We start from the raw sequence: 14097 nt of genomic DNA, 5'->3' as shown, positions 1-14097 counted from the left end.
CACGCTCTCAGTCCCTCTGATGGCTCTCCACAAAATCCCTGGCTTCCTTAACGGCAGCCAGGGATTTTTGCTTCATACTCTTTAATTCGTCATCCCCCAGGTAGAACATCATATCGATAGAGTGGCAGTAATATCGCGGTGGTAACCGATTGAGGGCAACGCACATCACATCCGTCAGGAAGTCGGCAGTATCGGAATCCTGCCGGGTGGCATCAATTGCATCCACCACCAGCCTTTCATAGAAATTGTCGACCGCATCTCTCAGGGACATTCTCAGCCTCCTGTTTCGAGTTGCCTGTAGTTAAACCATAGATCTCCCCAGCTCCCTTGTCATGGACCCGGTGAGCACTTTCGCCAATACGATTGGCAGCCCGCGTCATTACCCACGGTGCCTGCAACCCGCTATGGTTAATGCATCGGACTATCGTCCCGAAACAATAACCACCAGAGGAATAGCAATGACCACCGAAGCGTATATCTTCGATGCAGTACGCACCCCCCGGGGGCGCGGCAAGAAAGACGGCTCCCTACACAGCGTCAAGCCCATCACGCTGCTGACCACCGTTCTCAACGCACTGCAGGAGAGAAACAGCCTGGACACTGCCCAGGTAGACGATATCGTGATGGGGTGTGTCACCGCCGTTGGCGATCAGGGGGCAGACATTGCCAAGACCGCAGCCCTGGCCGCCGACTGGGATGAAAAAGTGGCCGGCGTCACCCTGAACCGTTTCTGTGCCTCCGGCCTGGAAGCGGTCAACCTCGCCGCCATGAAAGTCCGTTCAGGCTGGGAAGATATGGTCGTGGCCGGCGGCGTGGAAGCCATGTCCCGTGTGCCCATGGGTTCCGACGGCGGCGCCTGGGCAACGGACCCTGCAACCAACCTGCACACCGGCTTCATGCCGCAGGGTATCGGTGCTGACCTGATCGCAACGATCGAAGGCTTCAGCCGTGAAGATGTGGATGGTTTCGCGGTGAAATCCCAGCAAAAGGCAGCCAGTGCCTGGGAAAAGGGCCATTTCGTCAAATCCATCATCCCCGTGACTGATCAGAATGGCGTGGTTATCCTGGATCGCGACGAACAGGTCCGCGCCAACACCACGGTTGAATCTCTCGCCGGGCTGAAGCCTTCTTTCCAGATGATGGGCGAGATGGGCTTCGACGGTGTTGCACGGGAAAAATACCACTACGTGGAGAAGATCAACCACGTACACCATGCCGGCAACTCCTCCGGCATTGTGGACGGCGCCACCGCCATGCTGATTGGCAGCGAAGCCAAGGGCAAGGCCCTGGGGCTCAAGCCCCGGGCGCGCATCGTGGCAACCGCGGTTACCAGCACCGATCCCACCATCATGCTTACCGGTCCTGCTCCTGCTACCCGCAAGGCCCTGGAAAAGGCTGGCATGACGGTCGATCAGATTGACCTGTTTGAAGTGAACGAAGCGTTTGCCTCCGTGGTTATGCGCTTCCAGAAGGAACTGTCTGTTCCGGATGAAAAAGTGAACGTCAACGGCGGTGCTATCGCCATGGGCCACCCGCTGGGTGCCACCGGCGCCATGATTCTGGGCACGCTGCTCGATGAGCTGGAACGCCGTGAACTGCGCTTCGGTCTCGCCACCCTGTGCGTGGGCGGCGGCATGGGTATTGCCACCATCATCGAACGTATCTGAGCCCGACACTTTTTCTTACAGGAGAACCGAATTATGAGTGCCATCCGATACGAACTGGGTTCAGATCAGATTCTGACCCTGACCATTGATATGCCAGGCCAGTCCGCCAACACCATGAATGCGGACTTCCGCCAGGGGCTTACCGAGACCGTTGCAAAGGTCAAAGGAGACCTCGACAACATCCGCGGTATTATCGTTACCTCCGCCAAGAAAACCTTCTTCGCCGGTGGTGACCTGAAAGAACTGCACAAAGTTACCCGCGATGATGCACAAGCGTTCGAAGATATGGTTAACGGCCTGAAAGCAGAAATGCGGGCACTGGAAACCAGTGGCAAGCCGGTTGTTGCTGCCATTAACGGCTCCGCGCTTGGTGGCGGTCTGGAGATTGCTCTGGCCTGCCATCACCGTATTGTGCTGGACAAAGACAGTATCCAGCTGGGCCTACCCGAGGTCACCCTTGGCCTGCTGCCCGGCGGAGGCGGTACCCAGCGTCTGCCCCGGATGATCGGCCTTGAGGCCGCGTTCCCATTCCTGATGGAAGGCAAGAAGGTCAAGCCCAAGGCGGCCTTGAAAGCCGGCATCGTTAATGAACTGGCATCATCACCCGAAGACATGATGACCAAGGCCCGCGCCTTTATCGAAGCCAACCCCAAATGCCAGCAACTGTGGGATCAGAAAGGTTTCAAGCTGCCCGGCGGCGCGCCCCATCACCCGGCCATGGCACAGAAGCTGGCGATTGCTCCGGCCATGCTCAAGCAGAAGACCAAGGGCTGCTACCCGGCACCGGAGCGCATTCTCTCCGCCGCCGTGGAAGGCGCTCAGGTGGACTTCGACAACGGCAGCCTTATCGAAACCCGTTATTTCGCCGAGCTGGTTATTGGCCAGGTGGCCAAGAACATGACCGGCACCTTCTGGTTCCAGCTTAACGCCATCAATGCTGGTGGCAGCCGACCCGAGGGCGTCGAAAAGGAAACCTTCAAGAAGGTGGGGGTTCTGGGTGCCGGCATGATGGGCGCTGGCATCGCCTACTCCACCGCAGCGCGCGGCGTTGAGGTTGTCCTGAAGGATGTATCGGTGGAAAACGCCGAGAAAGGCAAAAGCTACTCCGAAAAACTGCTGGCCAAGAAAGTCAGCCGCGGCCGCATGACCGAAGAGCAGAAAGCCGAAGTACTGGGCCGTATCAAGGCCACGGATTCTGCCGACGACCTGGAAGGTTGCGATCTGGTGATCGAGGCCGTCTTCGAAGACAGCGGCCTGAAAGCCAAGGTCACCCAGGAAGCCGAACCCAAACTGGTGAACAACGGTATCTTTGCCTCCAACACCTCGACCATCCCTATTACGCAATTGGCCGGGGCTTCCGCCAAGCCGGATAACTTTATCGGCCTGCACTTCTTCTCCCCGGTGGACAAGATGCAGCTGGTGGAAATCATCGTGGGCGAGAAAACCTCCGATGAGACGCTGGCAAGAGCGTTCGATTACGTTCAGCAGATTGGCAAAATCCCCATTGTGGTCAACGACAGCCGTGGCTTCTTCACCTCACGGGTGTTCGGCACCTTCGTAAACGAGGGAATCTCCATGCTGGGCGAAGGGGTGCATCCCTCCAGCATCGAAAATGCGGGCATACTTGCCGGTATGCCCGTCGGGCCCCTGGCGATCTCCGATGAAGTCAGCATGACCCTGATGCAGCACATCCGCGCCCAGAGCAAGAAGGACACCGAAGCCGCTGGCGGCACCTGGCAGCCGCACCCGGCGGAGGCCGTGATCGACCAGATGGTGGATACCCATAACCGCAAGGGCAAGGCCGCCGGCGCCGGGTTCTATGAGTATCCCGCCAATGGCAAGAAGCATCTGTGGCCGGAGCTGGAAAACCTGTACGTGGATGCTGGCAAGGCCAGCACTGTGAAGCTCCAGGACCTGAAGGATCGTATTCTGTTTATTCAGGCCATTGAGACGGTCCGCTGCCTGGAAGAAGGCGTACTCAAAACCGTGGAAGACGCCAACATCGGCAGCATATTCGGCATTGGTTACGCCCCCTGGACCGGTGGCGCCATCCAGTTCATCAACCAGTATGGCGTGAGGGCCTTCGCAGAACGAGCCAAAGAACTGGCGGACCAGTACGGTGACCGGTTTGCCCCTCCGGCACTGCTGCTGGAAAAGGCCGAAACCAACGCCCTGTTCTCGTAACCGGTGCAAGGCGGGGGCTATATGGCCCCCGCCCCTCCCTGCGTTTTCCTGATCCAACGACAAACCTGCCCACATCATGGACAGATTGTCACGAACCGATACGTCGGGGCTATGGCAACCGCCATTACGCTTGCCTACAATAAATTCATAAGCCAAATCCGGCGATACCGTTCAGGCGTATCTGTTTCAGGGGTACCTACCCACGCAGCTTACCCGCCAGGCATATCTGTATTGCCATGCACCGTCAGGTAAAACGTTTATGAGCATTGCGCAACGATTGATCACCAGAAACATGCAAGCCCGGCCGTTGGCAAAAGGCATCACCCTCGCCCTGATGCTGGCCATGCCGTTTTCAGTCTCTGGCGCTATCGATCGGGACGCACAGTACGAACCTGTCACTCCCACGGTAGAGCAGGCGCGCGCCAATATACTGATCGCCCGCCAGCTTCAATTCACCCATTTCCGGGATCTGGGCATCAATGATTCCCTCTCCGGTGATGTCTTCGATGCCTACCTGGACTATCTGGATAGTCAGCGGATCTATCTCACCCAAGAGGACATCCAGAAGTTCTCTGCAATCCGCCTGGGGCTCGGTTCCGCCCTGAAGACCGGGCAACTCCAGCCTGGCTTTGATATTTACAACCTGGTCCAGCAGCGCATTATTGAACGCCTCAACTTTGCCCTCGCACTTATTGATGAGGGTATCGACAATCTGAACTTCGATGCCGAGGAAACCATTCTCCTGGATCGCTCAGAGGCCGAGTGGGAACCCAACAAAGAAGCCCTGGACGAACTCTGGGTGAAACGAGTCAAGAACGCCGTTCTGGCGCAGCGACTGAATGGCTCAGACGACGAAGCCATTAAAGATAGCCTGCGCCAGCGCTATGAAAGCCAGCTCAAGCGTGCCTACCAGGCCCGCAGCGAGGACGCATTCCAGGCCTACATGAACGCCTTCGCTGGCATGTGGGACCCCCACACTTCCTATTTTTCACCGCGCACCTCCGAGAACTTCAACATCAACATGAGCCTGTCCCTCGAGGGTATTGGCGCGGTGCTACAGTCCGACAATGAATACACCAAAGTGGTCCGACTGGTTCCTGGCGGCCCCGCAGCCAAGCAGGGCCAGCTAAAACCGGCGGATCGCATCGTCTCCGTGACCCAGGAAGATGAAGAAAAGCCGGTCAACGTTATCGGCTGGCGCCTGGATGAAGTGGTGGACCTGATTCGCGGTCCCCGGGAATCCACGGTAACCCTGGAAGTTGTTCCCGCCAGCGCCACGGACGAAACCGTCACCAAGACCATCGCCATCAAGCGCGACAAGGTAAAACTGGAAGAACAAAGCGCCAGCAAGGACGTTATCGAGCTTGACCGCGGCGGCGAGAGTTACCGTATTGGCGTTATTAACATTCCCACTTTCTATGCCGATTTCCAGGCCATGCAGGAAGGCGATCCCAACTACAAGAGTACCACCCGCGATGTCCGCAACCTGATTGAAGAACTCAAGGAAGACGGCGTCGACGGGGTGGTGATGGATTTGCGAAACAACGGCGGCGGTGCATTGCACGAAGCCAATGACCTGGTGGGCCTGTTCATCGATCAGGGCCCCACGGTGCAGATCCGCAATTCCAATAACGACGTGCAGGTCCTTACCGATGAAGACCCTTCGATAACCTACGACGGCCCGCTGGTCGTGCTGGTCAATCGCATGAGCGCGTCTGCCTCTGAAATCTTCGCCGGCGCCATACAGGACTATGGCCGCGGCCTGGTCGTCGGTTCCCAGACCTTCGGCAAGGGCACCGTACAGGCAGTGCGCCCGCTGAACCACGGTCAGCTGAAAATTACCCAATCGAAGTTTTACCGGGTATCCGGTGGCTCCACACAACACAAAGGCGTCATCCCCGATATCGAGATTCCGTCCCGGGTCGATAAAACCCGCATTGGGGAAGATGCCCTTGATCACGCCCTGCCCTGGGATCAGATAGAGGCAGTCCCCCACGCCCGGTATTTTGATTTCAGCGGCATTATCGACGAACTGCGCAAACGCCACGACGAGCGCTTTGAAACCAGTCCGGAATTCCGCCTGTTGCAGCAGGAAATTGATTTCCTGAAGGAACAGCGGGAAATGGAATCCGTGAGCCTGAACCACGAACAGCGCAAGGAGCACCAGTCCCAGATCAAGCGCACACGGCTGACCATCGCCAATGCACGGCGCGAGCTCCGCGGTGAAGAACCGTTCGACACACTGGAAGAACTGGATGACTGGCAGGATATGCAGGCCACAGATCTCGACAGCACCGATGAAGAGCTTGATTTCATCATCCGTGAGGGCGGCCATATCATGGCCGACATGCTCGAGCTGGACCAGCGCATGGCGTCTATTCTGAACCCCAGGCAAATCACTGCCCAGGCGCGCTGAGAGCAGCGCCTGGCGCCCGACCAACAAGGCCATCAATGACCGCCACAGACGACGACCGCAAGAAAGCACAGGCGCTTCAGGGCATGCTTATGGACGCCATGCATGCCATGAAGTCTCTGGACGAAGTGGAAGGCCTTGAACAGGGGGCGGAGTCCCGGGATCAGAGGTCCCTGGTGAATCGCATTACCGGCATGACCGGCTCTGCCCTGCGTTTCGCCGCTCGTTCGACCGACACCTCCCTGCGTGTCGGCAAGGCGCTGATAAACTCCCAGGACCAGTTGCGGATGATGCTGACGGCCGGACAGTCCCTCAAGGACATCCGCGAAGTCGCCGGGCTGACATTGTCGGAAATGAGCGAGGCGCTGAATCTCAAGGACAAGTCTGTCCTTGAGGCTGTGGAAAATGGCACCGCCACCCTGTCATTCGAGCTTATTCTGCGACTTGCTGCGCTGATTGCCCGCAACGACCCGATCCCCTTCATCCTGCGCACCACCCGTAACTACAACCCGGAAGTCTGGCAAATCCTCAACGACTGGGGCATCGGTCGGCTGCCGTTACAGTTCGAGCGGGAGCGGGAATTCATCAACATCTTCCGCCGCCATGACGACGCCCGGAACCTCTCGGACGAAGGGTTCCGGAAAGTCCTTGAGTTCACCCGGCAAAGCTTTGAAATGTCCCTGCATTTCGTTGAGGAACAGGAGCAGAAGGTCGCTGAACTCCGGGATAAGTACGAAGACTCAGCCGAATAGCGCGCGCATTCCGGTAATATTGGGGTTATGGACTACGCCCTTCTCGGTCACGATGGCATCGATCAGACTGGCCGGGGTGACATCAAAGACCGGATTGAACACGCTCACGCCTTCCGGTGCGATGGGAACCCCTTTGATCTGCCTCACCTCACTGCCCTCGCGCTCTTCAATGGGAATGTCCTGCCCCGACGCCAGAGCCATATCGACGGTGCTTGAAGGCGCCACCACCATGAATCCAACCTTGTGGTGACGCGCCAGCACCGCCAGGCTATACGTACCAATCTTGTTAGCGACGTCACCATTAGCGGTGATCCGGTCCGCGCCCACCACAACCCATTTAACATCGCCCCGGGCGAGAATCGCAGCGGCTGCACCGTCTGCATTCAGCGTGACAGGAACCCCCTCCCGAGCCAGCTCCCACGCCGTCAGGCGGCTGCCCTGAAGCCAGGGGCGGGTTTCATCGGCGTACACCCGCTTCAACAGTTTTTCCTCATGAAGGCGGCGAATAACCCCCAGCGCCGTGCCGTAACCGCCGGTCGCCAGCGCCCCGGTATTGCAATGGGTCAGCACCGAAAACGGCGTTTCCGGAGCCATGAATTCCAGGGCATGGTCTGCCATGGCCAGATTGGCCGCAAGGTCATCCTCATGGATGCGCACCGCCATCGCCGAAAGGCGCTTGACCGCCTCATCCAGCGAATGACAGCCATGGAATTCCTGCTCCATGATCTGCAGCGCCCAGAACAGGTTGACCGCGGTCGGACGCGACGCCGCCAGTTCACGAATGGCCTGTTTTATTTCCGCCTGCCAGTCGCCACCACCCGCATGGCGGGCGGCCAGGGCCACGCCATAGGCAGCACTGATGCCAATGGCGGGCGCGCCACGTACCACCATATCGCGAATACACTGGGCAACGCCGGATGCGCCTTCCAGCGTAATCCAGTGCTCCTCCGTCGGCAGCAGCCGCTGGTCCAGCAACTCCAGACTGCTTTCATGCCAACGCATGGCAACGGTACCAATTGCACGGTTTGCAGACGGCTTGGAAGACTTCGGCATCAGTGAGCTCCGGTAGATTAAATCCATAACACAGGCCCGCCAGTATACCCACGTTAACGGGGGATTCTCAGCCCTGAATCCAGGGTAGTTCTCCGGGCGGTGGCTGGTTATACTTTCCGGCTACATTCTCCGGGATCTGATCATGGTGACAGACGCCCGTACCGCACCCAAAAGGCAGGGTAAATGACGGCAGATACCATTACTGCAGCCGATATACGCATTAACGCCCGCTGGCTCGTTCCGGTGGAACCCGCTAACACCGTACTGCACAACCAGGCCGTTATCATCCAGGGCGACCGGATTGCAGCGGTGGTATCCCGGGAAGAGGCCGACGCCCGCTTCCGGGCCCGTGAAACCATAGATCTGGACCAGCACGTGGTTTTGCCAGGCCTGATCAACATGCACGGCCACGCCGCTATGTCACTGTTCCGGGGCATGGCGGACGACCTGCCGCTGATGACCTGGCTGAACGATCATATATGGCCCGCCGAGGGCGCCTTTGTCAGTGAGGAATTCATTGCCGATGGCACTCAACTGGCCATGGCCGAAATGCTGCGCACCGGCACCACTACCTTTTCGGACATGTACTTCTTTCCGGAAATAGTTGCCCAGATGGCCCACGATGCCGGCATGCGGGCGCAGGTCTGCTTTCCCCTGCTGGATTTCCCGACCCCCTGGGGCTCCGGCCCGGATGAGTATCTCAGCAAAGGGGCGGCCTTTATCCGGGAATGGCAAGGTGATGAATACATCATGCCCGCCATTGGTCCCCACGCGCCCTACACGGTATCCGATGATCCGATGACGCGCGCGGTGGCACTGTCTGCCGACACCGGAGCGCCCATCCAGATTCACCTGCATGAAACGGCGTTCGAGGTAGCGGATGCGCTGGAAAAGTCAGGCAAGCGCCCCACGGCCAGGCTCGCCGAGCTGGGGGTACTCGGTGCCCACACCCAATGTGTGCACATGACCCAGATCGACGAATCCGATATCGCCTTGCTGCAGCAGACCGGCGCCCATGTAATCCATTGCCCGGAATCCAACCTCAAGCTCGCCAGCGGGCTGTGTCCGGTGCATAAACTGGCGGAGGCCGGCATCAACGTGGCCATCGGTACCGATGGCGCCGCCAGCAACAACAACCTGGACCTGTTCGGGGAAATCAATACCGCCGCCATGGTGGCCAAGGTTGTCGCCGATGATGCCTCCGCCCTGTCTGCCCATCAGGCCATTGCCATGGCCACGATACAGGGTGCCCGGGCGTTGGGACGGGACCACGAACTGGGCTCGCTGGAAGCCGGCAAACTGGCGGATGTCATCGCTGTTGACCTGAGCGATCCCTTCCTGCAACCGGTTTATGATCCGGCTTCCCATCTGGTTTACAGCAACCACGGTCGCCAGGTCAGCCATAGCTGGATCAATGGCATTCCCCAGGTTCAGGATGGTCGGCTGACCCGAATCGATGTGCCAGACCTGATGCTCAGGGTACAATCCTGGTCTGACCGGATTCGTAACCAATAAGACAGGCACTCCCCCTGGCCGCCACCGTATTTTCAATCAGGCAGAACCGACTATGAGTAACCAGAACGTAGACCACAACGAAATCGCCAAGTTCGAGGCCCTTGCCAGCCGGTGGTGGGATCCGACCAGCGAGTTCCGGCCGCTGCATGACATCAACCCGCTGCGCCTGAACTACATCGACGAACGTGCGCCCCTCGCCGGCAAGCGGGTGCTGGATGTGGGCTGTGGCGGCGGCCTGCTGTCAGAGGGCATGGCCCGCCGGGGCGCCCACGTCACTGGGATAGACATGGGTGAAGCGCCGCTGTCCGTGGCCCGGCTGCATGGCCTGGAAAGCGGTATCAAAGTGGACTACCGGCAAATCACCGTGGAAGCCCTGGCGGCGGACCCGGAGCACGCCGGGCAGTACGATGTGGTGACCTGCCTGGAAATGCTGGAGCACGTGCCCGATCCATCATCGGTCATCAGGGCCTGTGCTGCCATGCTCAAGCCCGGCGGCCACCTGTTTGTCTCCACCATCAACCGCAACCCCAAATCGTTCCTGTTTGCCATTGTTGGTGCGGAATACGTGCTGGGCCTGCTGCCAAAGGGCACCCATGAATGGCGCAAATTCATCCGTCCGTCGGAAATGTCGGATCACCTGCGTCACGCGGGGCTGGACGTCCGTGAACTCACCGGCATGACCTATAACCCCGTCACCAAGGTTTACCGCCTCGGCCGTGATGTGGACGTTAACTACATGATGCACGCCCTGGATACCCGGGAAGGTGACCCACAACCGTGAACCAGCAACCTTCAACCGTGCTGTTCGACCTGGACGGCACGCTGATAGATACCGCACCGGACTTCATCCGCTGCCTGAACCTGTTGCGGGTCGATCACGGCATGGAACCGCTGCCGCCGGAAACCATCCGTCGTTCCGTGTCCAACGGTGCCCGTGCCATGGTTCGTGTTGGTTTCGGACTGGAGCCTGAACACCCGGACTACCTGGAAAAACATACCGCCTTCCTCGACCTCTATGAGGAAGGCGTTGCCGTTGAAACGCGCCTGTTCGGGGGCATGGACACCATTCTCCACAATCTGGAGTCCCGGGGCATTCCCTGGGGCATCGTCACCAACAAGCCGGTGCGCTTCGCAGCCCCCCTGGTGGCGGCTCTTGGCCTGGCGAAACGTTGTGCTGTCGTCATCTGCCCGGACCACGTCACCCACCGCAAACCCCACCCCGAAGCCCTTCACCTGGCTTGCAGACATATAGGCGCCGATCCGGCTAAGGGCATCTACGTAGGCGATCACGAGCGAGATATCGAAGCAGGCCGCAATGCCGGCATGACAACCATTGCCGTGCGTTATGGCTACATTGAAGAGCCGGAAACCGTTGACCTGTGGCAAGCAGACCTCATCGCCGACACCGTCCAGGACCTGGCAAAACTGTTACAATAGTTCCATTCAAACGTTGGACTCATCGGTTTCCCAAATCGGAGACAGGTTATGCAAGATTATCAGGCACCGGCAGATCTGCTGAAAGACCGCATCATCATGGTGACGGGCGCCGGCAGCGGTATTGGTCGTGTGGCCGCCAAGACTTTCGCAGCCCATGGCGCGACCGTGATTCTGCTCGGTCGGACGGTGTCAAAGCTGGAATCCGTATACGATGAAATTGAAGCCGCCGGGCACCCCAAGCCGGCCATTGTGCCCCTGAACCTCGAAGGCGCGGCGGTCAAGGAATACGAAGAACTGGCCATGACCATTGAAGACAACTTCGGTCGGCTTGATGGTTTGCTGCACAATGCCGGCATTCTCGGCACCCGCAGCCCGGTGGAAATGTATGACCCCGAAACCTGGAACCAGGTCATGCACGTCAACGCCACTGCCCCATTCCTTCTGACCCGTGCCGCTATTCCATTGCTGCGCAAGTCCACCGACGCCTCAGTGGTGTTTACCTCATCAGGTGTCGGCCGTAAGGCGAAGCCATACTGGGGAGCTTACGCGGTCTCGAAGTTCGCCCTTGAAGGGCTGAGCCAGCTGCTGTCAGAAGAACTGGATGACGAGCGCCACAACGTGCGCGTCAACAGCCTGAACCCCGGAGCCACCCGCACCAATATGCGGGCCCACGCCTACCCGGCGGAAAACCCTCAGCAAAACCCGGCGCCGGAAGACCTGATGCCCATCTACCTGTACCTGATGGGTAAGGACAGCGCAGGCGTCAATGGCCAACAACTGGACGCCCAACCGAAATAATGGAACTGCTGTTTTACACCACATCCCAGTGCCATCTGTGTGAACTGGCGGAAGCCCTGCTCGTAAACACTCCCATGCCGGCCCCGATCCCGGTCGATGTGGTGGACATTGCCCAGTCCGAGGCTCTGGTGGAGCGTTACGGCACCCGTATTCCGGTGTTGCGCCGCAACGACACCGGCGCCGAATTGGACTGGCCGTTCACCCGGGACCAGTTACTGACTTTTCTGCAATGAGGACAGCCTGACATGTTGATGGTTATTTCCCCGGCCAAGACCCTGGACTACGAGAGTCCACTGGCAACTGAACACTTCAGCCAGCCGGATTTCCTCGATGATGCCTGTGAACTGGTGGACCAGCTGAAAACCCTGGAGCCCCATCAGGTCAGCAACCTGATGAACATCAGCGACAAGCTGGGACAACTGAACGCCGAGCGTTTCCAGCAATGGCACACGCCATTCACGCCGGAGAACGCCCGCCAGGCCATTCTCGCCTTCAAGGGCGACGTCTACACCGGGCTGGATGCCGAAAGTTTCAGTGAAAAAGAGTTCGAATTTGCCCAGAAACACCTGCGCATGCTGTCCGGCCTGTACGGTGTGCTCAAACCCCTGGACCTGATGCAGCCCTACCGGCTGGAAATGGGCACCCGGTTCGAGAATACCCGGGGCAAGGACCTGTATGCATTCTGGGGCAACCGGATCACCGACGAACTGAACCGGCTGCTGGCTGAGGATGACGGTGCGCTGGTCAACCTGGCTTCCAACGAATACTTCAAGAGCGTTCGCAAGAAGGACCTGAAAGGTCGGCTGATCACCCCGCAGTTCAAGGACTGGAAGAACGGCCAGTACAAGATGATCAGCTTCTACGCCAAGAAAGCCCGCGGCCTGATGTGCCGCTACGCCATTCAGAACGGCATTACCCAGGCGGACGATCTGAAAGGCTTCAACCTTGATGGTTACTACTTCTGCGAAGAGCAGTCCGACCTGGACAACTGGCTGTTCCTGCGGGACGAGCAGTAACCCTGTCAGCATTTCCGGAGCATTGAATGAACGAAGCAGTGTTTTCCCAGATTGCCATGCTGGTACTACTTACCGGCCTGATTATCTGGATGGGCTTTATCGTCTGGGATCTCGCCAAGAAATCCCAGGCAGGCCGTTTTGGTACCATCGCCCTGTTTACCGTACTGGGCGCGGGTGTTGTCGGCTTTATCGTGAAAACCGTTCTGGTTGAAATCATGCAGCTGTAATGTGACGCCCGCGCCGCCACTTTACGGCCACTGACCGGTGGCCGTATCATCCCTTTCCCATTTTGAAACTCTGACAAGGATCGACCCTGATGTGGTTTCGTAATGCCCGTGTATTTCGATTTACCAAGCCCTTCGATATTTCCGCTGAAGCTTTGGAAGAAAAGCTGCAGAACGATGGATTCAAACCTTGCGGTCCCCAGGAAACCACGCGCCAGGGCTGGGTTCCGCCACTGGGCAAACACAGCGACATGCTGGTGCACAGCACCAACGGCTACCATCTGGTCGCACTGCGCAAGGAAGAGAAAATCCTGCCTGGCCCTGTCGTAAAAGAGTTGGTCGAAGAACGCGCCGAAGCCATTGAAGCCGAACAGGGGCGAAAGGTTCGCCGCAAGGAAAAGGACGAAATCAAAGAACAGGTGATGCTGGAAATGCTACCCCAGGCCTTTTCCAAGAACCGCCGCTGCTTTGCCTACCTGGCACCGAAAGACGGCGTGCTCGTAGTCGATGCCGGCTCCTCCAAGCAGGCCGAAGACTTGGCGTCATTCCTGCGTAAGAGCCTTGGTTCCCTGCCCGTCAGGCCGCCTGCGGTAGAACAGGCTCCGGCCTTCACGTTCACCGGCTGGCTGAATGAGAGCGTTGACCTGCCATCCACCATCGAACTCGGCAGCGAATGCGAGCTCAAGGATCCGTCCGAGGATGGCGGTGTTGTGCGCTGCAAGGGTCTGGACCTGCAGGCCGACGAAATCCGCAACCATCTGGATGCCGGCATGCAGGTAACCAAGCTGGCCGTCACCTGGGACGACAGCCTGTCATTCGTGCTGGATGAGGAACTGGGCATCCGCCGGCTCAAGTTTGGCGACACCCTGCAGGAGAAACTGGACGACGTGGATGCGGATGATGCCGCCGCCAGGTTCGATGCGGCGTTTGCGCTGATGACCCTGGAACTGGCCAGGCTCATTCCGGGCTTGCTGGAAGCCCTGGGTGGCGAGGATCGCTCGGCGATTGTCGAGGAAGCCTGAAGCCTAGTGTCCCGTC

Annotated in this window: 14 protein-coding genes; 12 read left to right on the top strand and 2 right to left on the bottom strand. The window is 58.7% G+C overall.

The annotated features are described in order from the left end of the window. Positions 1-7: 7 nt before the first annotated feature. Complete coding sequence (locus ACJO3M_RS03830; RefSeq protein WP_406999860.1) at positions 8-271, bottom strand: late competence development ComFB family protein; 264 nt, start codon at positions 269-271, stop codon at positions 8-10. A gap of 187 nt (positions 272-458) precedes the next feature. On the opposite strand from ACJO3M_RS03830, the gene ACJO3M_RS03825 reads away from it, so the two are divergent. From ACJO3M_RS03825 to ACJO3M_RS03810, 4 genes are all read left to right on the top strand, one after another. After that, positions 459-1667 carry an acetyl-CoA C-acetyltransferase gene (locus ACJO3M_RS03825; RefSeq protein WP_406987729.1) on the top strand — a complete coding sequence of 403 codons (1209 nt, stop codon included), beginning with the start codon at positions 459-461 and terminating at the stop codon, positions 1665-1667. Positions 1668-1700: 33 nt separating this feature from the next. Beyond that, entirely contained in the window at positions 1701-3851 is a 2151-nt protein-coding gene (locus ACJO3M_RS03820; RefSeq protein WP_406999858.1) for a 3-hydroxyacyl-CoA dehydrogenase NAD-binding domain-containing protein, read from the top strand. 259 nt (positions 3852-4110) lie between these two features. Continuing rightward, on the top strand, positions 4111-6267 hold the full coding sequence (locus ACJO3M_RS03815) for a carboxy terminal-processing peptidase (protein ID WP_406999856.1): 2157 nt from the start codon (positions 4111-4113) through the stop codon (positions 6265-6267). Between the two features lie 35 nt (positions 6268-6302). Beyond that, positions 6303-7016 carry a helix-turn-helix domain-containing protein gene (locus ACJO3M_RS03810; protein WP_406999854.1) on the top strand — a complete coding sequence of 238 codons (714 nt, stop codon included), beginning with the start codon at positions 6303-6305 and terminating at the stop codon, positions 7014-7016. On the opposite strand, the gene mtnA is transcribed toward ACJO3M_RS03810, so the two are convergent. After that, positions 7005-8069, bottom strand: coding sequence for an S-methyl-5-thioribose-1-phosphate isomerase (gene mtnA / locus ACJO3M_RS03805; RefSeq protein WP_406999853.1), 1065 nt, complete (start codon positions 8067-8069; stop codon positions 7005-7007). The two genes, ACJO3M_RS03810 and mtnA, sit on opposite strands and share 12 nt — an antisense overlap. A 183-nt stretch (positions 8070-8252) precedes the next feature. Between mtnA and ACJO3M_RS03800 the strand changes: the two genes are divergently transcribed. The 8 genes from ACJO3M_RS03800 to rdgC all read left to right on the top strand — a co-directional run bounded on the left by ACJO3M_RS03800 (position 8253) and on the right by rdgC (position 14081). After that, positions 8253-9584: a TRZ/ATZ family hydrolase gene (locus ACJO3M_RS03800; RefSeq protein WP_406999851.1), complete on the top strand. Its 1332-nt coding sequence runs from the start codon at positions 8253-8255 to the stop codon at positions 9582-9584. Between the two features lie 52 nt (positions 9585-9636). Next, a complete protein-coding gene (gene ubiG / locus ACJO3M_RS03795; RefSeq protein WP_406999849.1) occupies positions 9637-10365 on the top strand; it encodes a bifunctional 2-polyprenyl-6-hydroxyphenol methylase/3-demethylubiquinol 3-O-methyltransferase UbiG in 729 nt (242 codons plus the stop codon). Next, positions 10362-11021 carry an HAD family hydrolase gene (locus ACJO3M_RS03790; protein WP_406999847.1) on the top strand — a complete coding sequence of 220 codons (660 nt, stop codon included), beginning with the start codon at positions 10362-10364 and terminating at the stop codon, positions 11019-11021. Before ubiG ends, ACJO3M_RS03790 begins: the two co-directional genes overlap by 4 nt. Positions 11022-11069: 48 nt before the next feature. Then, positions 11070-11819 (top strand): YciK family oxidoreductase, encoded by a 750-nt coding sequence (locus ACJO3M_RS03785; RefSeq protein WP_406999845.1) that lies wholly within the window; start codon positions 11070-11072, stop codon positions 11817-11819. Beyond that, entirely contained in the window at positions 11819-12052 is a 234-nt protein-coding gene (locus ACJO3M_RS03780; RefSeq protein ID WP_127331718.1) for a glutaredoxin family protein, read from the top strand. The genes ACJO3M_RS03785 and ACJO3M_RS03780 overlap by 1 nt, the downstream gene beginning before the upstream one ends. Before the next feature lie 12 nt (positions 12053-12064). Further along, positions 12065-12835 carry a peroxide stress protein YaaA gene (gene yaaA, locus ACJO3M_RS03775; protein ID WP_406999843.1) on the top strand — a complete coding sequence of 257 codons (771 nt, stop codon included), beginning with the start codon at positions 12065-12067 and terminating at the stop codon, positions 12833-12835. Positions 12836-12861: 26 nt separating this feature from the next. Further along, a complete protein-coding gene (locus ACJO3M_RS03770; protein WP_406987744.1) occupies positions 12862-13062 on the top strand; it encodes a DUF2788 domain-containing protein in 201 nt (66 codons plus the stop codon). A gap of 89 nt (positions 13063-13151) precedes the next feature. Next, positions 13152-14081, top strand: a complete 930-nt coding sequence (rdgC, locus tag ACJO3M_RS03765; RefSeq protein ID WP_406999841.1) for a recombination-associated protein RdgC — start codon at positions 13152-13154, stop codon at positions 14079-14081. Positions 14082-14097: the final 16 nt, after the last annotated feature.

The organism is Marinobacter alkalisoli, assembly GCF_045449795.1.
In the GTDB taxonomy this organism is placed as follows: Bacteria; Pseudomonadota; Gammaproteobacteria; order Pseudomonadales; family Oleiphilaceae; genus Marinobacter.
The sequence above is the reverse complement of the archived record's forward strand: the minus strand, read 5'-3'. Positions and strand labels throughout refer to the sequence as shown.

Excerpts from the sequence above, each read along its gene's own strand:
- ACJO3M_RS03830 (WP_406999860.1), bottom strand. The coding sequence starts at position 271 with ATGTCCCTGAGAGATGCGGTCGACAATTTCTATGAAAGGCTGGTGGTG.
- ACJO3M_RS03825 (WP_406987729.1), top strand. The coding sequence starts at position 459 with ATGACCACCGAAGCGTATATCTTCGATGCAGTACGCACCCCCCGGGGG.
- ACJO3M_RS03820 (WP_406999858.1), top strand. The coding sequence starts at position 1,701 with ATGAGTGCCATCCGATACGAACTGGGTTCAGATCAGATTCTGACCCTG.
- ACJO3M_RS03815 (WP_406999856.1), top strand. The coding sequence starts at position 4,111 with ATGAGCATTGCGCAACGATTGATCACCAGAAACATGCAAGCCCGGCCG.
- ACJO3M_RS03810 (WP_406999854.1), top strand. The coding sequence starts at position 6,303 with ATGACCGCCACAGACGACGACCGCAAGAAAGCACAGGCGCTTCAGGGC.
- mtnA (WP_406999853.1), bottom strand. The coding sequence starts at position 8,069 with ATGCCGAAGTCTTCCAAGCCGTCTGCAAACCGTGCAATTGGTACCGTT.
- ACJO3M_RS03800 (WP_406999851.1), top strand. The coding sequence starts at position 8,253 with ATGACGGCAGATACCATTACTGCAGCCGATATACGCATTAACGCCCGC.
- ubiG (WP_406999849.1), top strand. The coding sequence starts at position 9,637 with ATGAGTAACCAGAACGTAGACCACAACGAAATCGCCAAGTTCGAGGCC.
- ACJO3M_RS03785 (WP_406999845.1), top strand. The coding sequence starts at position 11,070 with ATGCAAGATTATCAGGCACCGGCAGATCTGCTGAAAGACCGCATCATC.
- ACJO3M_RS03780 (WP_127331718.1), top strand. The coding sequence starts at position 11,819 with ATGGAACTGCTGTTTTACACCACATCCCAGTGCCATCTGTGTGAACTG.
- yaaA (WP_406999843.1), top strand. The coding sequence starts at position 12,065 with ATGTTGATGGTTATTTCCCCGGCCAAGACCCTGGACTACGAGAGTCCA.
- ACJO3M_RS03770 (WP_406987744.1), top strand. The coding sequence starts at position 12,862 with ATGAACGAAGCAGTGTTTTCCCAGATTGCCATGCTGGTACTACTTACC.
- rdgC (WP_406999841.1), top strand. The coding sequence starts at position 13,152 with ATGTGGTTTCGTAATGCCCGTGTATTTCGATTTACCAAGCCCTTCGAT.